The sequence below is a fragment of the Streptococcus mitis genome, assembly GCF_005144795.1.
Taxonomy (GTDB): domain Bacteria; phylum Bacillota; class Bacilli; order Lactobacillales; family Streptococcaceae; genus Streptococcus; species Streptococcus mitis_BB.
Window position 1 is genome coordinate 1 of record NZ_SWFJ01000016.1, and the last position, 19,624, is coordinate 19,624.

The window sequence follows — 19,624 nt, forward strand, 5'->3', positions numbered from 1 at the left end:
TTACTCAGAGTTAAGTGACGATAGCCTAGGAGATACACCTGTACCCATGCCGAACACAGAAGTTAAGCCCTAGAACGCCGGAAGTAGTTGGGGGTTGCCCCCTGTGAGATATGGAAGTCGCTTAGCTTTATTCCGCCATAGCTCAGTTGGTAGTAGCGCATGACTGTTAATCATGATGTCGTAGGTTCGAGTCCTACTGGCGGAGTAGTTAAGAAAAAGAGGTTAAGTCCTCTTTTTTTGTTATGTAATTTATAATCTATTTTGTGTTATTTGGTGAGATACATTTTTCTTGGAGAGATAGGTAAACCATTTGTTTCAAGGTGAGAATACTAGAGTTTTTTTGAAGGTTACATTTCTGAATCAGACTTACACAATCAGGACAAAGTGATGATTTTCTTTAGTGTATCCCTATTAACAATATCCATAATTTGGAGATTAGGTTTTTTAATGGCAAGCAGTTTTGTGATAAATGTAATTGTTCTATATGATTCTTTTTATAGATTATATTGAAATTTTTTATAGCTAAATTCTCAAACTAAGTTCCACTGGTTTTAATAATACTTGATTTTATTGATTTTGTAGTCGAGTAGACCTCATTTTTAACTTAAACGTCTTACACTTAATTCCACCATAAAAATTCGTTTTAGACTAACTTCCACTTCGGCCAGTTAAGAGTATTTAATCAAAAGTTTTAAGTCGGTCTTTTTATGTCTTTAATCATTTGAAATTTAGGTAGTAAATTTGTTCCTATTCTGTCAACTTTTCCTTTTTGTTATTTTGTTGGGGTTGGTATTTTAACAATTCAGGAATTAATAGTGAATGTGTAAAATTTTTTGTTAGAATAAGCTTATAAAAAGTAAAGGGGTATAGGCTTATGTTACAAAAGATTTATGAGCAGATGGCGGATTTTTATAGAAATATTGAAGAAGAGTATGGTACGTTCTTCGGAGATCATTTTGACTGGGAACATGTTCATTTTAAATTTTTGATTTATTATCTTTTCCGATATAGCATTGGGAATCATCGGGATTTTATTGTTTACCATTATCGTGTTGCTTATCGTTTGTATCTTGAAAAATTGATAATGAATCGGAGATTTATTTCGTGTTGAGATGTTTTGAGTAAATTTCCGAACAAATTTACTTTTTTATGGAAAGATAATAATAAATAGCTACTTATTTTTTAAAATCATTTTTTAATAGTTGGAAATAGCAAATCTTTCTATTGTTTCTTCTTGATAAAAAGGCGATTTTTTCTTATAATAAATTGTAAGATATAATTGCGGGTGAGATTCCTGCCATGTATGTGAGAAAGGAAGAGCCTGAGGGCTCAGACAAAATTATGACTTCAGTTGTTGTTGTAGGTACCCAATGGGGTGATGAAGGTAAAGGGAAGATTACTGACTTCCTTTCAGCGAATGCAGAAGTGATTGCACGTTACCAAGGTGGTGATAATGCAGGTCACACGATTGTGATTGATGGTAAGAAATTTAAGTTGCACTTGATTCCATCTGGAATTTTCTTCCCTGAAAAAATCTCTGTTATTGGGAATGGTATGGTTGTAAATCCTAAATCTCTTGTAAAAGAGTTGAGCTATCTTCATGAGGAGGGTGTGACAACTGATAACTTGCGTATTTCTGATCGCGCGCATGTTATTTTGCCTTATCATATCGAGTTAGACCGTTTGCAAGAAGAAGCTAAGGGCGACAATAAGATTGGTACTACAATTAAGGGGATTGGTCCAGCTTATATGGACAAGGCTGCTCGTGTTGGGATTCGTATCGCAGATCTTTTGGATAAAGATATTTTCCGTGAGCGTTTAGAACGTAACCTTGCTGAAAAGAATCGTCTTTTTGAAAAATTGTATGACAGTAAAGCGATTGCTTTCGATGATATTTTTGAAGAATATTACGAATATGGTCAACAAATCAAGAAATATGTGACAGACACATCTGTTATTTTGAATGATGCGCTTGATAATGGAAAGCGTGTGCTTTTTGAAGGTGCACAAGGTGTTATGCTCGATATTGACCAAGGGACCTATCCATTTGTTACGTCATCAAACCCTGTGGCTGGTGGTGTTACGATTGGCTCAGGTGTTGGTCCAAGTAAGATTGACAAGGTTGTAGGTGTATGTAAGGCCTATACAAGTCGTGTAGGAGATGGTCCTTTCCCAACTGAGTTGTTTGATGAAGTGGGAGAACGTATCCGTGAAGTAGGTCATGAATATGGTACAACAACTGGTCGTCCACGTCGTGTGGGTTGGTTTGATTCAGTTGTGATGCGTCATAGCCGTCGTGTTTCTGGTATCACTAACCTTTCATTGAACTCTATCGATGTTTTGAGTGGTTTAGATACAGTGAAAATCTGTGTGGCCTATGATCTTGATGGTCAACGTATTGACTACTATCCAGCTAGTCTTGAGCAATTGAAACGTTGCAAGCCTATCTATGAAGAGTTGCCAGGTTGGTCAGAAGATATTACCGGAGTTCGTAATTTGGAAGATCTTCCTGAGAATGCGCGTAACTACGTTCGTCGTGTGAGTGAATTGGTTGGCGTTCGTATTTCTACTTTCTCAGTAGGTCCTGGTCGTGAACAAACAAATATTTTAGAAAGTGTTTGGTCGTAAGAGATTTTTAAGATTTGTTTAAGATAGGTCGGGTATACTATAGACAGTTACAAGAAGACCTCCTAACTTGTTGTAACAAATATCCTAAACTTTTCTTTTTCATAATAATCTCCCTATAAAGTCACCGCATTTGGTGGCTTTTTTTGTCTTGGAAATCATGATATAATAATAAAATCGATAAGTAGGAAAAGGGAAATTGATGAATTATACAGTTGAAGAAAAAGAAGTCTTTATGAGGGAGGCTTTGAGAGAGGCTGAGATTGCTCTTGAACACGATGAAATTCCAATTGGTTGTGTGATTGTCAAGGACGGAGAAATCATTGGTCGCGGGCATAATGCGCGTGAGGAACTGCAACGAGCGGTTATGCATGCGGAGATTATGGCCATAGAGAATGCGAATCTGAGTGAGGAGAGCTGGCGCTTGCTGGATTGCACGCTTTTTGTGACCATTGAGCCTTGTGTCATGTGTAGTGGGGCGATTGGACTCGCCCGTATTCCAAACGTGGTCTATGGGGCTAAAAACCAGAAATTTGGCGCTGCTGGGAGTTTGTACGATATCTTGACAGATGAGCGTCTCAATCATCGTGTGGAGGTTGAAACGGGAATTTTGGAAGATGAATGCGCAGCTATTATGCAGGATTTTTTTAGAAATAGACGGAAAAAATAATTTTGCTTTTAAAATGAATAGGAATGTGATATAATTAATAGTAGAGCAACAGTTCTGCGTGAAGCGGGTCAGGGGAGGAATCCAGCAGCCCTAAGCGATTTGAATTGTGTGCTCTTTTTTTCGTGCTTTTTCCGAATAAATAAGATAGAATAATCTAGAATAAATGATAATAGAAAAGAGAAGAATATGAAAATTCGTGGTTTTGAATTGATTTCTAGTTTTACAGATGAGAATTTATTGCCCAAGCGTGAGACAGCGCATGCGGCTGGTTACGACTTAAAGGTTGCTGTGCGTACGGTTATTGCGCCAGGAGAGATTGTCTTGGTTCCGACAGGGGTTAAGGCTTATATGCAACCAACTGAGGTTCTCTACCTCTATGATCGTTCTTCAAATCCTCGTAAGAAGGGTTTGGTCTTGATTAATTCAGTTGGTGTCATTGATGGGGATTATTATGGAAATCCTGGAAATGAAGGGCATATTTTTGCACAGATGAAGAACATCACAGACCAAGAGGTTGTTCTTGAAGTTGGTGAACGTGTAGTCCAGGCTGTCTTTGCTCCTTTCTTAATTGCAGATGGAGATGCGGCTGATGGTGTACGGACAGGTGGATTTGGATCGACAGGGGGGCACTAGAATGAAGATTATCTTTGTACGTCATGGGGAGCCAGATTATTGTGAGTTAGAGGAGCGTTCTTATACGGGATTTGGGATAGATTTGGCGCCCTTGTCTGATAAGGGACGGCAGCAAGCTCAGGAACTGAGCACCAATCTTTTACTCCCTTCAGCTGAAATAATCATATCTTCTGCAGTCACAAGAGCTTTAGAAACGGCTTCTTATGTGGCTTGTGTTACTGGACTTCCTTTGAGAGTGGAGCCTTTATTACATGAATGGCAGGTCTATGAAAGTGGCACAGATAATTTTGAAAAAGCTCGTACTATGTTTCTAGAAAATAATGGGGAGTTACTTCCTAATAGTCCTATTCAATATGAGACAGCTACGGAAATGAAGTCTCGTTTTGTAGAATGTATGTCTAAGTATCGAGAACATCAGACTGTGGTAGTTGTTGCTCATCGAATGCTCATGCGCCAGTTTGTGCCAAATGAGAAGATTGATTTTTGCCAAGTAATTGAGTGTGAGTTAGAGATATAGAAAGAGGTTTATCATCGCAAAGAAAAAAGCGACATTTGTATGTCAAAATTGTGGGTATAATTCCCCTAAATATCTGGGACGATGCCCCAACTGTGGGTCTTGGTCTTCCTTTGTAGAAGAGGTTGAGGTTGCTGAGGTCAAGAATGCGCGTGTGTCCTTGACAGGTGAGAAAACCAAGCCCATGAAACTGGCTGAGGTGACTTCAATCAACGTCAATCGAACCAAGACGGAGATGGAGGAATTCAACCGTGTACTTGGAGGCGGAGTGGTACCAGGGAGTATCGTCCTTATCGGTGGGGATCCTGGAATTGGGAAATCAACCCTTCTTCTACAAGTTTCAACCCAGCTGTCTCAAGTGGGAACTGTTCTCTATGTCAGTGGGGAGGAGTCTGCCCAGCAGATTAAGCTACGAGCAGAGCGCTTGGGAGATATTGATAGCGAGTTTTATCTATATGCCGAGACCAATATGCAGAGTGTTCGAGCAGAGGTGGAGCGCATCCAGCCAGACTTCCTCATTATTGACTCTATCCAGACCATTATGTCTCCTGAAATTTCAGGGGTGCAGGGGTCTGTTTCTCAGGTGCGTGAGGTGACTGCTGAGCTTATGCAACTGGCCAAGACCAATAACATTGCCATCTTTATCGTAGGGCATGTGACCAAGGAAGGAACCTTGGCTGGGCCGAGAATGTTGGAGCATATGGTGGATACGGTGCTTTACTTTGAAGGGGAGCGTCACCATACATTCCGTATTTTAAGAGCGGTCAAAAACCGTTTTGGCTCCACTAATGAGATTGGGATTTTTGAGATGCAGTCAGGTGGCTTGGTTGAGGTGCTCAATCCGAGTCAGGTTTTTCTAGAGGAGCGTTTGGACGGGGCAACTGGTTCGTCAATCGTTGTGACCATGGAAGGGACGCGTCCGATTTTGGCGGAGGTTCAGGCTTTGGTGACACCGACCATGTTTGGAAATGCCAAGCGTACAACGACAGGACTTGACTTTAATCGTGCTAGCTTGATTATGGCTGTTTTGGAAAAGCGTGCAGGTCTTCTCTTGCAAAATCAGGATGCTTATCTTAAATCTGCTGGCGGTGTCAAATTGGATGAACCTGCCATTGACTTGGCCGTTGCGATTGCTATTGCTTCGAGCTATAAAGACAAGCCAACTAATCCTCAGGAATGTTTTGTAGGAGAACTTGGTTTGACAGGAGAGATTCGGCGTGTGAATCGTATCGAACAGCGTATTAATGAAGCTGCTAAGCTGGGATTTACCAAGATTTATGTACCTAAGAATTCCTTGACAGGAATCACTCCGCCTAAGGAAATTCAGGTCATTGGGGTGACAACGATTCAGGAGGTTTTGAAAAAGGTTTTTGCTTAATCTGTGACAAATCCTCTTAAAAATGATAAGATAGGAGAAATATTTGACTCTCAAACTGTTAAGGAGGAAATCATGTCTTATTTTGAACAGTTTATGCAAGCCAATCAGGCTTATGTTGCCCTACATGGGCAGTTAAATCTGCCACTTAGACCAAAAACAAGAGTAGCTATCGTTACTTGTATGGATTCTCGTTTACACGTTGCCCAAGCTTTGGGACTTGCTCTTGGAGATGCTCATATCTTGCGGAATGCAGGTGGGCGAGTGACTGAGGACATGATTCGTTCGCTAGTTATTTCCCAGCAACAAATGGGGACAAGAGAGATTGTGGTATTGCACCATACAGACTGTGGTGCTCAGACCTTTGAAAATGGACCTTTTCAGGAGTATCTGAAAGAGGAACTAGGTGTCGATGTGTCAGACCAGGACTTTTTGCCCTTCCAAGATATAGAGGAGAGTGTGCGTGAGGATATGCAACTTCTTATCGAGTCTCCCTTAATACCAGACGATGTCATTATCTCTGGTGCTATTTACGATGTGGATACAGGAAGTATGACAGTCGTAGAATTGTAAAAAATTCATTTAGAAAGAAAGTGTATGAAGAAAAACAGTATTTTATTTATTTTTATCTTATTGCTATGTATTGGTTTACAGTATGAAACCATCTATTATACGGATGGTTCGATGTCAGGTGCGGAATATGGCCTAATGGGAGTTTCTATCTTTCTAGCTCTTTTTTACATGATTCCAGCTCTTTATTTCCTTTTCCGTATTGGGAAAAAATGGGAATTGCCAAAGAACGCCTTGATCTTGTCTTTATTGGGTGGGATGTTCCTTTCAGGCTGGTTATCTAGCTTTGCGAACACCTATATCCATGATTTGCTGGGTATTCTTTTCCCAGATAGTGCATTTTTAAATGCCTTTGAAAGTGCTATTGTGGCTCCTTTGGTAGAAGAACCGCTGAAATTATTGCCACTTGTCTTTGTTTTGGCTTTGATTCCTGTACGAAAATTAAAATCTTTGTTTTTACTAGGCATTGCTTCTGGTTTGGGATTCCAAATGATTGAGGATATTGGCTACATTCGTACAGATTTATCAGAGGGCTTTGATTTTACCATTTCAAGGATTTTGGAGCGTATCATCTCAGGACTTGCCTCTCACTGGACTTTTTCAGGTCTAGCTGTAGTAGGGGTTTACTTGCTTTACAGAGCCTATAAAGGACAAAAGGTTGGCAAGAAACAGGGGCTTATTTTCCTAGGTTTAGCTTTAGGAACTCACTTCTTGTTTAACTCTCCTTTTGTAGAATTAGAGACAGAGTTGCCTTTAGCGATTCCAGTGGTTACGACTATTACTCTCTATGGTTTTTATCAGGCTTATTGTTTTGTTGAGAAACACAATGAGTTGGTGAACTAGAATATTTTTTAAAAGAATGATGCAGGGGCACAAATATGCTGCCCTTCTTTTATTTTTGATTGAAAAATAGTGCAAAAAGCGCTACAATGGTAAATGGAAAATCTTGTGAAAAGCACAAGCGATACATATATACCGGAGGAAATCATGTCTTTTTCTGATTTAAAGCTGTTTGCCCTTTCTTCTAATCAAGAATTGGCAAAACGTGTGGCGCAGGAGATTGGGATAGAGTTGGGGAAATCAAGTGTCCGCCAATTTTCAGATGGAGAGATTCAGGTCAACATTGAAGAATCAATCCGTGGGAAACACGTCTTTATCCTACAATCAACTAGTTCGCCTGTAAATGACAATCTGCTTGAAATTTTGATTATGGTAGATGCTTTGAAGCGTGCGAGTGCAGAATCTGTCAATGTTGTCATGCCTTACTATGGGTATGCACGTCAGGATAGAAAGGCGAGAGCGCGTGAGCCAATCACTTCAAAACTTGTCGCAAATATGCTTGAAGTAGCTGGAGTGGATCGTTTATTGACCATCGACTTGCATGCTGCGCAGATTCAAGGATTCTTTGATATTCCTGTGGATCATTTGATGGGGGCTCCTCTGATTGCGGATTATTTTGAGCGTCGTGGCATGGTTGGTTCTGACTATGTGGTTGTCAGCCCAGACCATGGAGGGGTGACTCGTGCCCGTAAGTTGGCAGAATTTTTGAAGACATCTATCGCTATTATTGATAAACGTCGTAGCGTTGATAAGATGAATACTAGTGAAGTCATGAACATTATCGGTAAGGTTGAAGGCAAGACTTGTATCTTGATTGATGATATGATTGATACCGCTGGTACGATTTGTCATGCGGCAGATGCCCTTGCAGAAGCTGGTGCTGTTGAAGTCTATGCGAGCTGTACGCACCCAGTTCTTTCTGGTCCTGCTATGGACAATATCCAAAATTCAGCTATTAAGAAATTGGTTGTTTTGGATACTATCTATCTGCCAGAAGAGCGTTTAATTGATAAGATTGAGCAGATTTCAATCGCTTATCTCTTAGGGGATGCTATCGTGCGTATCCATGAAAAACGCCCACTTTCTCCACTTTTCAGTATTGAGAAAAAGATTTAAGTTTTCGCTTAGAATAAAACATACTCCTAGCAGAAGTGAACTGCTAGGAGCTTTTTTGTAGCCAAAATCTGCAAGCCTTTTCAAATTGTGCTATACTGATGAAAAAGGAGGATTTCTATGAGTCAAGAATTTATCAATCCAAGTGATGGCGTGATTCGTCAGTATCTCGCAACGAGTAAAACCCTTGCTGTGGTGGGCTTGTCTGACCGTGAGGAAACAACTAGCAATCGAGTGACCAAGGAAATGCAGGCTCGAGGTTATAAAATCATCCCAGTCAATCCCAAGGCGGCAGGTGGCGAAATCTTGGGTGAAAAGGCTTATGCTAGCCTAGCTGAGATTCCTTTTCCTGTAGATATTGTCAATGTTTACCGTCGCAGCGAGTTTCTGCCTGATGTGGCGCGTGATTTTCTCAAAGCTGATGCCAAGATTTTTTGGGCACAGCTAGGACTTGAAAGTCTAGAAGCGGAAGAAATCTTGCGTGCTGGTGGATGTGATGATATCGTGATGAATCGTTGCATCAAGAGAGAACATACACGCTTGATTGAGGAAGCATAAGAAAAAGGTAGCTGGAGGGCTACCTTTTGTGTTTACTTAATGAAAATCAAAGAGCAAACTAGGAAACTAGCCGCAGGTTGCTCAAAACACAGTTTTGAGGTTGTGGATAGAACTGACGAAGTCAGTAACCATACCTACGGCAAGGCGACGTTAATGTGGTTTGAAGAGATTTTCGAAGAGGATTAGAAAATGCCGATAAGGGTCTGCATACCAAGACTGGTGAGGATGATGGCAATCCAGCAGATGGCTCCGAGCACAATGGATTTTCCGCTGGATTTGACCATAGCTAGCAGATTGGTTTTGAGTCCGATAGCACTCATGGCCATGATAATGAGAAATTTGGAGAGTTGTTTGAGAGGGGTAAAGAAACTACTGGATACCCCGAGAGAGGTCAGTAAGGTGGTTAGGAGCGATACAAGGATAAAGTAAAGGATAAAAAGTGGGAAGACTTTTTTCAGTTGTAAGCCTTGCTTATTTTTTTGTTCACGACTTTTCCAGTAGGAGAGAAAGAGAGTGATGGGGATGATAGCCAGAGTACGTGTGAGTTTGACAATGGTTGCGGATTCGAGGGTATTGGTCTGGTAGAGACTGTCCCAGGCGCTAGCTGTAGCGGTTACAGAGGAAGTATCGTTGACTGCAGTTCCTGCAAAGAGGGCAAAGCCGTCATTGGATAGATGAAGCCAGGTTCCTAGAGTTGGAAAGATAAGTGCAGCCAAGACATTGAAGAAAAAGATAACGGAGATGGCTTGGGCTACTTCCTTTTCCTTGGCATGGATAACGGGCGCTGTCGCTGCAATGGCAGAGCCCCCACAGATGGAAGAACCTACTCCAATCAAGGTAGCCAGTTTTGTGTCCATTGCAAAGAATCGTTGGAAGAGGTAGGCAACAATCAAGGCTATTGAAATGGTGGACAGGATGACAGGGAGTGAAGATTGCCCAACTGCGAAGACTTGCGAGATATTGAGACCAAAACCAAGCAAGATAACGGCATACTGGAGCAATTTCTTGGAACTAAAGGTCAATCCAGCATCCAGTTGTTTATAAGGCGAGAGAAAGGGATGGAGAAGCATACCTATGAAAATTGCAAAGACAGGCGCGCCAATAACAGGAAAGAACCCACCTAAGTACCAAGATAGAATGGAAATGAGAAGGCAGGTCAAGATGCCTGCTCCATTTTTTGATAGAAATGACATAAAAACCTCCAAATAGAATCTGTTACCATTATAGACCTGTAAACAGGAAAAGTAAAATAGAAAGTGGAAAGCTATTCTATCATGTATTTTTGCGGTCGGGGGGCTTTTGTAGTATAATAGAGATACGTTTTGAAAGTAGGAGGTATCTATGGACTTAACTAAGCGCTTTAATAAACAGTTAGATAAGATTCAAGTTTCGTTGATTCGTCAGTTTGACCAGGCTATTTCGGAGATTCCTGGGGTCTTGCGTTTGACCTTGGGGGAACCTGATTTTACAACGCCAGACCATGTTAAGGAGGCGGCCAAGCGAGCGATTGATCAGAACCAATCCTACTATACAGGGATGAGTGGTCTGCTGACTCTACGTCAGGCAGCCAGTGACTTTGTTAAGGAAAAGTACCAACTGGACTATGCTCCTGAAAATGAAATCTTGGTTACAATTGGGGCGACAGAGGCATTATCTGCTACTTTGACAGCTATTTTGGAAGAGGGAGACAAGGTGCTATTGCCAGCTCCTGCTTATCCGGGTTATGAACCAATTGTCAATCTAGTTGGGGCAGAGATTGTCGAGATTGACACAACTGAAAATGGTTTTGTCTTGACTCCTGAGATGTTGGAGAAGGCCATTTTGGAGCAAGGTGACAAGCTCAAGGTGGTGATTCTCAACTATCCAGCAAATCCGACAGGAATTACCTATAGTCGGGAGCAGTTGGAAGCCTTGGCAGACGTTTTACGCAAGTATGAGATTTTTGTTGTCTGTGATGAGGTTTACTCAGAATTGACCTACACAGGCGAAGCTCATGTGTCTCTAGGAACCATGTTGAGAGATCAGGCTATTATTATCAATGGTCTATCTAAATCACATGCCATGACAGGTTGGCGTTTGGGTCTGATTTTCGCTCCTGCGGCCTTTACAGCCCAGTTGATCAAGAGTCACCAGTACTTGGTTACTGCCGCAAATACCATGGCTCAACATGCTGCGGTGGAAGCCTTGACGGCTGGTAAAAACGATGCGGAGCCTATGAAGAAGGAATACATCCAGCGTCGAGATTATATTATCGAGAAAATGACTGCTCTTGGTTTTGAAATTATCAAACCAGACGGTGCCTTCTATATATTTGCTAAGATTCCAGCGGGTTACAATCAAGACTCCTTTGCTTTTCTGAAGGATTTTGCTCAGAAGAAGGCTGTTGCCTTTATCCCTGGTGCAGCCTTTGGGCGTTACGGGGAAGGTTATGTTCGCCTATCTTATGCAGCCAGCATGGAGACTATCAAAGAAGCCATGAAACGACTTGAGGAGTATATGAGAGAAGCATGATTCAGTCTATCACGAGTCAAGGCTTGGTGCTCTACAATCGTAACTTTCGTGAGGATGATAAGCTCGTCAAGATTTTTACAGAGCAGGCTGGTAAGCGGATGTTTTTCGTCAAACACGCTGGTCAGTCTAAGCTGGCCCCTGTTATTCAGCCCTTGGTGCTGGCACGATTTCTCTTGCGAATCAATGATGATGGGCTCAGTTACATTGAGGACTATCATGAGGTGATGACTTTTCCCAAGATTAATAGCGATCTCTTTGTCATGGCCTATGCGACCTATGTGGCAGCTCTTGCAGATGCTAGTTTGCAGGACAATCAGCAGGATGCTCCCTTGTTTGCTTTTTTGCAAAAGACTTTGGAGTTGATGGAAGCTGGCTTGGATTATCAGGTTTTGACCAATATTTTTGAAATTCAAATCTTGACTCGATTTGGGATCAGCCTCAATTTTAATGAGTGTGTCTTTTGCCATCGGGTCGGTCAGGCTTTTGACTTTTCTTTCAAATATGGAGCCTGCCTCTGTCCAGAACATTATCATGAAGATGAGAGACGTTGCCATCTCAATCCCAATATCCCTTATTTGCTCAATCAATTTCAAGCCATTGATTTTGAAACCTTGGAGACCATTTCGCTCAAGCCCGAAATCAAGCAAGAGCTACGCCAATTTATGGATCAACTCTACGAAGAGTACGTTGGGATTCACCTAAAATCAAAGAAATTTATTGATTCCCTAGCAGACTGGGGACAATTACTAAAAGAGGAAAAGAAATGAAAAAAATCGCAGTAGATGCCATGGGGGGAGATTACGCACCTCAGGCCATCGTTGAGGGTGTCAATCAAGCCCTAGCTGACTTTTCAGATATCGAGGTTCAACTCTACGGAGATGAAGCTAAAATCAAGCAATATCTGACAGCGACAGAGCGCGTCAGCATTATCCATACGGATGAAAAGATTGATTCAGACGATGAACCTACGAGAGCTATTCGGAAGAAGAAGAATGCCAGTATGGTATTGGCGGCCAAGGCTGTCAAAGAAGGCGAAGCAGACGCTGTACTATCAGCTGGGAATACAGGTGCTTTGTTGGCAGCAGGATTCTTCATCGTGGGTCGTATCAAGAATATTGATCGACCAGGGCTTATGTCGACTTTGCCGACTGTAGATGGGAAGGGGTTTGACATGCTAGACCTCGGTGCTAATGCAGAAAATACAGCCCAGCACCTCCATCAATATGCGGTTCTAGGTTCCTTCTATGCTAAAAATGTTCGTGGAATTGCGCAACCACGCGTTGGCTTGCTCAACAACGGAACAGAGAGTAGTAAGGGCGACCCGCTTCGTAAGGAAACTTACGAATTACTAGCAGCTGATGAAAGTTTGAACTTTATCGGAAACGTGGAAGCGCGTGATTTGATGAATGGCGTTGCAGATGTTGTTGTGGCAGATGGTTTCACGGGAAACGCTGTGCTCAAATCCATCGAAGGGACAGCCATGGGAATCATGGGCTTGCTCAAGACCGCTATTACAGATGGTGGTCTTCGAGCGAAACTAGGCGCACTCCTTCTCAAGGATAGACTCAGAGGTTTGAAAAAACAGCTCAACTACTCAGATGTTGGTGGAGCGGTCTTGTTTGGTGTCAAGGCACCTGTTGTAAAGACTCATGGCTCAAGCGATGCCAAAGCTGTTTATAGTACAATTCGCCAGATTCGTACCATGCTAGAAACAGACGTAGTTGCCCAGACTGCGCGTGAATTTTCAGGAGAATAAAAGAGATGACAGAAAAAGAAATTTTTGACCGTATTGTGACCATTATCCAAGAGCGACAGGGAGAGGACTTTGTCGTGACAGAATCCTTGAGTCTGAAAGATGATTTGGATGCTGACTCAGTTGACTTGATGGAGTTTATCTTGACGCTGGAAGATGAATTTAATATCGAAATTAGTGATGAAGAAATTGACCAACTGCAAAGTGTAGGAGATGTGGTAGAAGTCGTCAAAAGTAAAGAATAGCAAGAAGCAACATGCAAGTCGTGTTGCTTTTTTATTGTCAGGAAAAATAAAAAATTTAGAACTTTTAGTGGGAATTACGAATAGATAGATAAGGAAGAAAAAGGAGGAGTGTTTATGTATGTGACTGGTTTTTATCCGTGGTTCATTAAATTATTTTTCAAATAAAATTTAATTAATTGTACATTTTCGAATTATTTTTCGAATAAATAAGTGAGAAGAAAAGGAAGGAGATTACGCGATGTATTTACCAATCTTATTGCCATGGTTTATCAAATGGTATTTAAAATAAATGAAATTTACCTGTTCATTTTAAATCACTTCTCAAATAGATAAGTGAGACGAATAGGAAGGAGAGAAGAAATGATTTCAGTTATTTTTTCCAATCTGGTTTTTAAAATGGTTTAAGAGCCAGAAATCGTAAACTAAAAAATAGAAATAAAGGAGAAAAAAGATGACAAATTTTGACAAAATGGAACAGAACTTTGTAGCTCTTACAGAAGAAGAGTTGATGGATGTGGATGGGGGAGCGTTGCCTCTTGTAGCTTGGGTAATCGCTAATCCCGTGACGGCAGCCAAAATTGCTGGTGGAGTTGCTGCAGTGGGAATTGCAGGTTATCATTATGTGACAGGTAAGTGGTAAAAATTAAAGGAGAAATTGCTATGGAAAAATCTATTTTAAAATTTGAAAAAATGACTAATACAGACTTGCAGGAAATTCAAGGGGGAGCCTTACCTCTCCTTATCCCTATTGCCGCTGGTTTTGTTAAAGGGTTTGTATATACTGGTGGAGCTATTCTGACAACTCGAGCACTCTTGTCAGGTAAATAGGAGTCTAACATGAAAACATTTTTATTAGGTTTTACTGAGGGTTATTTTATCGTATCGCTCATAATCTACATCGCAACGTATTTGATTTTGAAAAATCCGATTAATACCCTATTTTATCCAGAAATTTACCCTGTTTTATTTGGGCTCTTTTATCTAGGGTATAAGGTCAATAAAAAGCAAGTAGAGTGAGCAGCTAAGAATGACTTGTTAGTCTGCGCTGAAAATGGTTAGGGTAGAATCTAAGAATGCATCACATTGGAGTTTAAAAGGAGTAACTATGAATCGTAATTTAGAACGGTGTTATCTATTCTGACTAGGAATAGATCATACCAGAGGTGGCTCAGAAATAGCAGGGACATTAGAAATTGAAGTAATAAATAGGATGTCGTAAATGTTGCTATCAATGATTTATTTGTTCCAAGTTTGCCTAGGGTAGCAGTAAAACATCAATTTCCTTTCATACCATATTTTTAGTAGGTAGGGCGCTTATTCTGCCTATTTTTTGCCAAGAAAGTGCAGTTGAGGTGTTTATTTGGAGTTTTACATATATTTTTGATAAAATAGTTATAGAAATTAGGAAAGTTGAAGAAAAGAAAAGAAATGAAGAAGGTTGTAGGATATTTTTTAGTATTTGTTTTTCTATTTTTGATGAATATTTTCATCTTTAAGATACTAGCAACCCTGGGATTTCAGCTGACAATGAGTGAAAAGAGTTATATTGTACCACCGCTGTTTTCGATTATCGTTGTATATATGATTGACAAAAGAATCAGGAAGAAAAAGAAATAAATATATATTTTAGGTAGAATGTTTGTTCTGCCTATTTTTTTATCCGAAAAGTGCAGTTGGGAGGGGGATAGGCGCATTTGGGGAGGAAGTCCAGTTTTTGTTTGGTGTTTGGGGTAAGATAGTTATTATCAGATGAGTTTAGGAAAAGGAGATGAATATGAAATTTGGGAAACGTCACTATCGTCCGCAGGTGGATCAGATGGACTGCGGTGTAGCTTCATTAGCCATGGTTTTTGGCTACTATGGTAGTTACTATTCTTTAGCTCACTTACGAGAATTGGCCAAGACGACCATGGATGGGACGACGGCTTTGGGCTTGATCAAGGTGGCAGAGGAGATTGGCTTTGAGACGCGAGCAATCAAGGCGGATATGACGCTTTTTGACTTGCCAGATTTGACTTTTCCTTTTGTTGCCCATGTGCTTAAGGAAGGGAAATTGCTCCACTACTATGTGGTGACTGGGCAGGATAAGGATAGCATTCATATTGCCGATCCAGATCCTAGGGTGAAATTGACCAAACTGCCACGTGAGCGTTTTGCGGAAGAATGGACAGGGGTGACTCTGTTTATGGCACCTAGTCCAGACTATAAGCCTCATAAGGATCAAAAGAATAGTCTGCTCTCTTTTATTCCTATATTAGTGAAGCAGCGTGGCTTGATTGCTAATATCGTTTTGGCGACACTCTTAGTAACCTTGATTAATATTGTGGGTTCTTATTATCTGCAGTCTATCATTGATACCTATGTGCCAGATCAGATGCGTTCGACGCTGGGGATTATTTCTATTGGGTTGGTCATCGTCTATATTCTCCAGCAAATCTTGTCTTATGCTCAGGAGTACCTCTTACTTGTTTTGGGGCAACGCCTGTCGATTGACGTGATTTTATCCTATATCAAGCATGTTTTTCACCTGCCTATGTCCTTCTTTGCGACACGTAGAACAGGGGAAATCGTGTCTCGTTTCACGGATGCTAACAGTATCATTGATGCGCTGGCTTCGACTATCCTTTCGATTTTCCTAGATGTGTCAACGGTTGTCATTATTTCCCTTGTTTTATTTTCACAAAATAGCAATCTCTTTTTCATGACTTTATTGGCACTTCCTATCTATACAGTGATTATCTTTGCCTTTATGAAGCCGTTTGAAAAGATGAATCGGGATACCATGGAAGCCAATGCGGTTCTGTCTTCTTCTATCATTGAGGACATTAACGGTATTGAGACTATCAAGTCTTTGACTAGTGAAAGTTCACGTTATCAAAAGATTGACAAGGAATTTGTGGATTATCTGAAAAAATCCTTTACCTATAGTCGAGCAGAGAGTCAGCAAAAGGCTCTGAAAAAAGTTGCCCATCTCTTGCTCAATGTCGGCATTCTATGGATGGGGGCTGCTCTGGTCATGGATGGCAAGATGAGTTTGGGGCAGTTGATTACCTATAATACCTTGCTGGTTTACTTTACCAATCCTTTGGAAAATATCATCAATCTGCAAACTAAGCTTCAGACAGCGCAGGTTTCCAATAACCGTCTGAATGAAGTTTATCTGGTAGCTTCTGAGTTTGAGGAGAAGAAAACAGTTGAGGATCTGAGCTTGATGAAGGGAGATATGACTTTCAAGCAGGTTTCCTACAAGTATGGCTATGGTCGAGATGTCTTGTCAGATATCAATTTGACCATTCCCCAAGGCTCTAAGGTGGCTTTTGTGGGAATTTCAGGGTCAGGTAAGACGACCTTGGCCAAGATGATGGTTAATTTTTATGATCCAAGTCAGGGAGAGATTAGTCTGGGTGGTGTCAATCTCAATCAGATTGATAAAAAGGCCCTGCGTCAGTATATCAACTATCTGCCTCAACAACCCTATGTCTTTAATGGAACGATTTTGGAGAATCTTCTTTTGGGAGCCAAGGAGGGGACGACTCAAGAGGATATCTTACGGGCGGTCGAGTTGGCAGAGATTCGGGAGGATATTGAGCGCATGCCATTGAATTATCAGACAGAATTGACTTCGGATGGGGCAGGAATTTCAGGTGGTCAACGTCAGAGAATTGCTCTGGCGCGTGCTCTCTTGACAGATGCGCCGGTCTTGATTTTGGATGAGGCGACCAGCAGTTTGGATATTCTGACAGAGAAGCGAATTGTTGATAATCTGATGGCTTTGGACAAGACCTTGATTTTCATCGCCCACCGCTTGACCATTGCTGAGCGGACAGAGAAAGTTGTTGTCTTGGATCAGGGCAAGATTGTCGAAGAAGGAAAGCATGCTGATTTGCTTGCACAGGGTGGCTTTTACGCCCATTTGGTGAATAGCTAGAAAGAGGAGAGGATGAAACCAGAATTTTTAGAAAGTGCGGAGTTTTATAATCGTCGTTACCATAATTTTTCCAGTCGGGTGATTGTACCCATGTCCCTTCTGCTCGTGTTTTTGCTTGGCTTTGCAATATTTGCAGAGAAAGAGATGAGTTTGTCCACTAGAGCTACTGTCGAGCCTAGTCGTATCCTTGCAAATATCCAGTCAACTAGCAATAATCACATTCTTGTCAATCATTTGGAAGAAAATAAGCTGGTTAAAAAGGGAGAACTGTTGGTTCAATATCAAGAAGGGGCAGAGGGTGTCCAAGCGGAGGCCTATGCCAGTCAGTTGGACATGCTCAAGGATCAAAAAAAGCAATTGGAGTATTTGCAAAAAAGTCTGCAAGAAGGGGAGAATCACTTTCCAGAGGAGGATAAGTTTGGCTACCAAGCCACCTTTCGTGACTACATCAGCCAAGCAGGCAGTCTTAGGGCTAGTACATCGCAACAAAATGAGACCATTGCGTCCCAGAATGCAGCAGCTAGTCAAACCCAAGCCGAAATCGGCAATCTCATCAGCCAAACAGAGGCTAAAATTCGCGATTACCAGACAGCTAAGTCAGCTATTGAAACAGGTGCTTCCTTGGCCAGTCAGAATCTAGCCTACTCTCTCTACCAGTCCTATAAGTCTCAGGGTGAGGAAAATCCGCAAGCTAAAGCTCAGGCAGTTGCGCAGGTTGAAGCGCAGCTTTATCAGTTAGAATCTAGTCTTGCTACTTACCGTGTCCAGTATGCAGGTTCAGGTACCCAGCAAGCCTATGCGTCAGGTTTAAGCAGTCAATTAGAGTCTCTCAAATCCCAACACTTGGCTAAGGTTGGTCAGGAATTGACCCTTCTAGACCAGAAAATTTTGGAGGCAGAATCGGGTAAGAAGGTTCAGGGAAATCTTTTAGAAAAGGGGAAAATTACGGCGAGTGAGGATGGGGTGCTTCACCTTAATCCTGAGACCAGTGATTCTACCATGGTTGCAGAAGGTGCCCTACTAGCCCAACTCTATCCGTCCTTGGAAAAAGAAGGGAAAACCAAACTAACAGCTTATCTCAGTTCAAAGGATGTAGCAAGGATCAAGGTCGGTGATTCTGTTCGCTATACTACGACTCATGATGCTAAGAATCAACTTTTCCTAGATTCTACTATTACAAGTATTGACGCGACAGCTACCAAGACTGAAAAAGGGAATTTCTTTAAAATTGAGGCGGAGACTAATCTAACTTCTGATCAGGCTGAAAAACTTCGATATGGGGTGGAAGGTCGTCTACAGATGATTACAGGTAAGAAAAGTTACCTGCGTTATTATTTGGATCAATTCTTGAACAAAGAGTAATGTTCGTGTTTTTAGAGTTAAATAATTTTTAAACTGTGAGAAATCTTTTTCTTGCAGTTTTTTTCTTTATGATTTTTGGCATACATTTGCCATTTATTCGGTTAAATTCTTGTATTTTTTGATTTTTTGTGGTAGAATGTGCTCAAGTAATACGAAAGGCGAACTTTAAAATGTCAAAACAATTGATCTATTCGGGAAAAGCTAAAGATATCTATACAACTGAGGATGAAAATCTTATTATTTCAACTTACAAGGACCAGGCGACTGCTTTCAATGGTGTCAAGAAGGAGCAGATTGCGGGCAAGGGAGTATTGAATAATCAGATTTCATCTTTTATTTTTGAGAAATTAAATGCGGCTGGTGTGGCGACTCACTTTGTGGAGAAACTTTCAGACACGGAACAACTCAATAAAAAGGTTAAGATTATTCCTCTGGAGGTCGTGCTTCGCAACTATACAGCTGGTTCCTTTTCAAAACGTTTTGGTGTGGATGAGGGAATCGCCTTGGAGACTCCGATTGTCGAATTTTACTATAAAAATGATGATTTGGATGATCCATTCATCAATGACGAGCATGTGAAATTCCTACAGATTGCGGATGACCAGCAGATTGCCTACTTGAAGGAAGAAACGCGTCGTATCAATGAACTTTTGAAGGTCTGGTTTGCTGAGATTGGGCTTAAGTTGATTGACTTTAAGCTAGAGTTCGGTTTTGATAAGGATGGCAAGATTATCTTGGCAGACGAATTTTCACCAGATAACTGCCGTTTGTGGGATGCGGATGGCAACCACATGGATAAGGATGTTTTCCGTAGAGGATTGGGAGAACTAACCGACGTTTACGAGATTGTCTGGGAGAAATTGCAGGGATTGAAATAACAGCCTCAAGGCTGTTTAGGAATATTGCAAGAGCTGAAATAAAGGAATA

Annotated in this window: 22 protein-coding genes, 1 tRNA gene, 1 rRNA gene, 1 other RNA gene and 1 pseudogene; 24 read left to right on the forward strand and 2 right to left on the reverse strand. The window is 41.2% G+C overall.

What is annotated here, in order from left to right; all coding sequences use genetic code 11:
• The first annotated feature begins 10 nt into the window (after positions 1–10).
• Both rrf and FBF73_RS09410 read left to right on the forward strand, forming a co-directional pair.
• Positions 11–126: ribosomal RNA gene (gene rrf / locus FBF73_RS09405) — 5S ribosomal RNA — on the forward strand.
• Between the two features lie 5 nt (positions 127–131).
• Positions 132–205, forward strand: a tRNA-Asn gene (locus FBF73_RS09410).
• A gap of 94 nt (positions 206–299) precedes the next feature.
• Here FBF73_RS09410 and FBF73_RS10280 read toward each other — a convergent pair.
• A pseudogene (locus tag FBF73_RS10280) lies at positions 300–425 on the reverse strand (ISL3 family transposase); the annotation flags it as partial.
• Positions 426–874: 449 nt separating this feature from the next.
• On the opposite strand from FBF73_RS10280, the gene comW reads away from it, so the two are divergent.
• The 11 genes from comW (at position 875) to FBF73_RS09465 (ending at position 8,898) form a co-directional block, all read left to right on the forward strand.
• Positions 875–1,111, forward strand: coding sequence for a sigma(X)-activator ComW (gene comW, locus FBF73_RS09415; RefSeq protein ID WP_136937660.1), 237 nt, complete (start codon positions 875–877; stop codon positions 1,109–1,111).
• Positions 1,112–1,341: 230 nt separating this feature from the next.
• Complete coding sequence (locus FBF73_RS09420; protein WP_001832534.1) at positions 1,342–2,628, forward strand: adenylosuccinate synthase; 1,287 nt, start codon at positions 1,342–1,344, stop codon at positions 2,626–2,628.
• 199 nt (positions 2,629–2,827) lie between these two features.
• Positions 2,828–3,295, forward strand: a complete 468-nt coding sequence (gene tadA / locus FBF73_RS09425; RefSeq protein ID WP_001110112.1) for a tRNA adenosine(34) deaminase TadA — start codon at positions 2,828–2,830, stop codon at positions 3,293–3,295.
• 32 nt (positions 3,296–3,327) lie between these two features.
• Positions 3,328–3,426: signal recognition particle sRNA small type (gene ffs / locus FBF73_RS09430), an RNA gene on the forward strand.
• 55 nt (positions 3,427–3,481) lie between these two features.
• The gene (locus tag FBF73_RS09435; protein ID WP_136937661.1) at positions 3,482–3,928 is read left to right on the forward strand and encodes a dUTP diphosphatase; all 447 of its coding nucleotides are present in this window, start codon (positions 3,482–3,484) and stop codon (positions 3,926–3,928) included.
• Entirely contained in the window at positions 3,885–4,445 is a 561-nt protein-coding gene (locus tag FBF73_RS09440) for a histidine phosphatase family protein (protein WP_169435216.1), read from the forward strand. The genes FBF73_RS09435 and FBF73_RS09440 overlap by 44 nt, the downstream gene beginning before the upstream one ends.
• 13 nt (positions 4,446–4,458) lie before the next feature.
• Positions 4,459–5,820, forward strand: coding sequence for a DNA repair protein RadA (gene radA / locus FBF73_RS09445; protein WP_136937663.1), 1,362 nt, complete (start codon positions 4,459–4,461; stop codon positions 5,818–5,820).
• 72 nt (positions 5,821–5,892) lie between these two features.
• Positions 5,893–6,390 carry a beta-class carbonic anhydrase gene (locus tag FBF73_RS09450; protein ID WP_124788049.1) on the forward strand — a complete coding sequence of 166 codons (498 nt, stop codon included), beginning with the start codon at positions 5,893–5,895 and terminating at the stop codon, positions 6,388–6,390.
• A 24-nt stretch (positions 6,391–6,414) separates the two neighbouring features.
• Positions 6,415–7,230, forward strand: a complete 816-nt coding sequence (locus FBF73_RS09455; RefSeq protein WP_136937664.1) for a PrsW family intramembrane metalloprotease — start codon at positions 6,415–6,417, stop codon at positions 7,228–7,230.
• Positions 7,231–7,374: 144 nt separating this feature from the next.
• Complete coding sequence (locus tag FBF73_RS09460) at positions 7,375–8,343, forward strand: ribose-phosphate diphosphokinase (RefSeq protein ID WP_136937665.1); 969 nt, start codon at positions 7,375–7,377, stop codon at positions 8,341–8,343.
• Positions 8,344–8,460: 117 nt separating this feature from the next.
• Entirely contained in the window at positions 8,461–8,898 is a 438-nt protein-coding gene (locus FBF73_RS09465; protein WP_000076477.1) for a CoA-binding protein, read from the forward strand.
• Positions 8,899–9,080: 182 nt separating this feature from the next.
• Here the strand turns inward: FBF73_RS09465 and FBF73_RS09470 are convergent, their stop codons facing one another.
• A complete protein-coding gene (locus tag FBF73_RS09470) occupies positions 9,081–10,091 on the reverse strand; it encodes a YeiH family protein (protein WP_136937666.1) in 1,011 nt (336 codons plus the stop codon).
• Between the two features lie 148 nt (positions 10,092–10,239).
• Between FBF73_RS09470 and FBF73_RS09475 the strand changes: the two genes are divergently transcribed.
• From FBF73_RS09475 to purC, 11 genes are all read left to right on the forward strand, one after another.
• A complete protein-coding gene (locus FBF73_RS09475; RefSeq protein WP_136937667.1) occupies positions 10,240–11,409 on the forward strand; it encodes a pyridoxal phosphate-dependent aminotransferase in 1,170 nt (389 codons plus the stop codon).
• Entirely contained in the window at positions 11,406–12,176 is a 771-nt protein-coding gene (gene recO / locus FBF73_RS09480; protein WP_000616135.1) for a DNA repair protein RecO, read from the forward strand. Before FBF73_RS09475 ends, recO begins: the two co-directional genes overlap by 4 nt.
• Positions 12,173–13,165 carry a phosphate acyltransferase PlsX gene (plsX, locus tag FBF73_RS09485; protein ID WP_136937668.1) on the forward strand — a complete coding sequence of 331 codons (993 nt, stop codon included), beginning with the start codon at positions 12,173–12,175 and terminating at the stop codon, positions 13,163–13,165. Before recO ends, plsX begins: the two co-directional genes overlap by 4 nt.
• A 5-nt stretch (positions 13,166–13,170) precedes the next feature.
• Complete coding sequence (locus FBF73_RS09490; RefSeq protein WP_000136444.1) at positions 13,171–13,407, forward strand: acyl carrier protein; 237 nt, start codon at positions 13,171–13,173, stop codon at positions 13,405–13,407.
• Between the two features lie 451 nt (positions 13,408–13,858).
• A complete protein-coding gene (locus FBF73_RS09495) occupies positions 13,859–14,047 on the forward strand; it encodes a class IIb bacteriocin, lactobin A/cerein 7B family (RefSeq protein ID WP_136937669.1) in 189 nt (62 codons plus the stop codon).
• A 20-nt stretch (positions 14,048–14,067) separates the two neighbouring features.
• Entirely contained in the window at positions 14,068–14,235 is a 168-nt protein-coding gene (locus FBF73_RS09500) for a class IIb bacteriocin, lactobin A/cerein 7B family (RefSeq protein ID WP_136937670.1), read from the forward strand.
• 9 nt (positions 14,236–14,244) lie between these two features.
• Positions 14,245–14,424, forward strand: a complete 180-nt coding sequence (locus FBF73_RS10155) for a hypothetical protein (RefSeq protein ID WP_136937671.1) — start codon at positions 14,245–14,247, stop codon at positions 14,422–14,424.
• A gap of 411 nt (positions 14,425–14,835) precedes the next feature.
• The gene (locus FBF73_RS10160; RefSeq protein ID WP_004269957.1) at positions 14,836–15,024 is read left to right on the forward strand and encodes a hypothetical protein; all 189 of its coding nucleotides are present in this window, start codon (positions 14,836–14,838) and stop codon (positions 15,022–15,024) included.
• Positions 15,025–15,181: 157 nt separating this feature from the next.
• Positions 15,182–17,335, forward strand: coding sequence for a peptide cleavage/export ABC transporter ComA (gene comA, locus FBF73_RS09515; protein ID WP_136937672.1), 2,154 nt, complete (start codon positions 15,182–15,184; stop codon positions 17,333–17,335).
• A 12-nt stretch (positions 17,336–17,347) separates the two neighbouring features.
• Entirely contained in the window at positions 17,348–18,697 is a 1,350-nt protein-coding gene (gene comB, locus FBF73_RS09520) for a competence pheromone export protein ComB (RefSeq protein ID WP_136937673.1), read from the forward strand.
• A gap of 170 nt (positions 18,698–18,867) precedes the next feature.
• Positions 18,868–19,575, forward strand: coding sequence for a phosphoribosylaminoimidazolesuccinocarboxamide synthase (gene purC, locus FBF73_RS09525; protein WP_000043301.1), 708 nt, complete (start codon positions 18,868–18,870; stop codon positions 19,573–19,575).
• Positions 19,576–19,624 lie beyond the last annotated feature (49 nt).

What these genes read in the sequence shown, in the direction of transcription:
- comW (WP_136937660.1), top strand. Translation starts at nt 875, where the DNA reads ATGTTACAAAAGATTTATGAGCAGATGGCGGATTTTTATAGAAATATT.
- FBF73_RS09420 (WP_001832534.1), top strand. Translation starts at nt 1,342, where the DNA reads ATGACTTCAGTTGTTGTTGTAGGTACCCAATGGGGTGATGAAGGTAAA.
- tadA (WP_001110112.1), top strand. Translation starts at nt 2,828, where the DNA reads ATGAATTATACAGTTGAAGAAAAAGAAGTCTTTATGAGGGAGGCTTTG.
- FBF73_RS09435 (WP_136937661.1), top strand. Translation starts at nt 3,482, where the DNA reads ATGAAAATTCGTGGTTTTGAATTGATTTCTAGTTTTACAGATGAGAAT.
- FBF73_RS09440 (WP_169435216.1), top strand. Translation starts at nt 3,885, where the DNA reads ATGGTGTACGGACAGGTGGATTTGGATCGACAGGGGGGCACTAGAATG.
- FBF73_RS09450 (WP_124788049.1), top strand. Translation starts at nt 5,893, where the DNA reads ATGTCTTATTTTGAACAGTTTATGCAAGCCAATCAGGCTTATGTTGCC.
- FBF73_RS09455 (WP_136937664.1), top strand. Translation starts at nt 6,415, where the DNA reads ATGAAGAAAAACAGTATTTTATTTATTTTTATCTTATTGCTATGTATT.
- FBF73_RS09460 (WP_136937665.1), top strand. Translation starts at nt 7,375, where the DNA reads ATGTCTTTTTCTGATTTAAAGCTGTTTGCCCTTTCTTCTAATCAAGAA.
- FBF73_RS09465 (WP_000076477.1), top strand. Translation starts at nt 8,461, where the DNA reads ATGAGTCAAGAATTTATCAATCCAAGTGATGGCGTGATTCGTCAGTAT.
- FBF73_RS09470 (WP_136937666.1), bottom strand. Translation starts at nt 10,091, where the DNA reads ATGTCATTTCTATCAAAAAATGGAGCAGGCATCTTGACCTGCCTTCTC.
- FBF73_RS09475 (WP_136937667.1), top strand. Translation starts at nt 10,240, where the DNA reads ATGGACTTAACTAAGCGCTTTAATAAACAGTTAGATAAGATTCAAGTT.
- recO (WP_000616135.1), top strand. Translation starts at nt 11,406, where the DNA reads ATGATTCAGTCTATCACGAGTCAAGGCTTGGTGCTCTACAATCGTAAC.
- plsX (WP_136937668.1), top strand. Translation starts at nt 12,173, where the DNA reads ATGAAAAAAATCGCAGTAGATGCCATGGGGGGAGATTACGCACCTCAG.
- FBF73_RS09490 (WP_000136444.1), top strand. Translation starts at nt 13,171, where the DNA reads ATGACAGAAAAAGAAATTTTTGACCGTATTGTGACCATTATCCAAGAG.
- FBF73_RS09495 (WP_136937669.1), top strand. Translation starts at nt 13,859, where the DNA reads ATGACAAATTTTGACAAAATGGAACAGAACTTTGTAGCTCTTACAGAA.
- FBF73_RS09500 (WP_136937670.1), top strand. Translation starts at nt 14,068, where the DNA reads ATGGAAAAATCTATTTTAAAATTTGAAAAAATGACTAATACAGACTTG.
- FBF73_RS10155 (WP_136937671.1), top strand. Translation starts at nt 14,245, where the DNA reads ATGAAAACATTTTTATTAGGTTTTACTGAGGGTTATTTTATCGTATCG.
- FBF73_RS10160 (WP_004269957.1), top strand. Translation starts at nt 14,836, where the DNA reads ATGAAGAAGGTTGTAGGATATTTTTTAGTATTTGTTTTTCTATTTTTG.
- comA (WP_136937672.1), top strand. Translation starts at nt 15,182, where the DNA reads ATGAAATTTGGGAAACGTCACTATCGTCCGCAGGTGGATCAGATGGAC.
- comB (WP_136937673.1), top strand. Translation starts at nt 17,348, where the DNA reads ATGAAACCAGAATTTTTAGAAAGTGCGGAGTTTTATAATCGTCGTTAC.
- purC (WP_000043301.1), top strand. Translation starts at nt 18,868, where the DNA reads ATGTCAAAACAATTGATCTATTCGGGAAAAGCTAAAGATATCTATACA.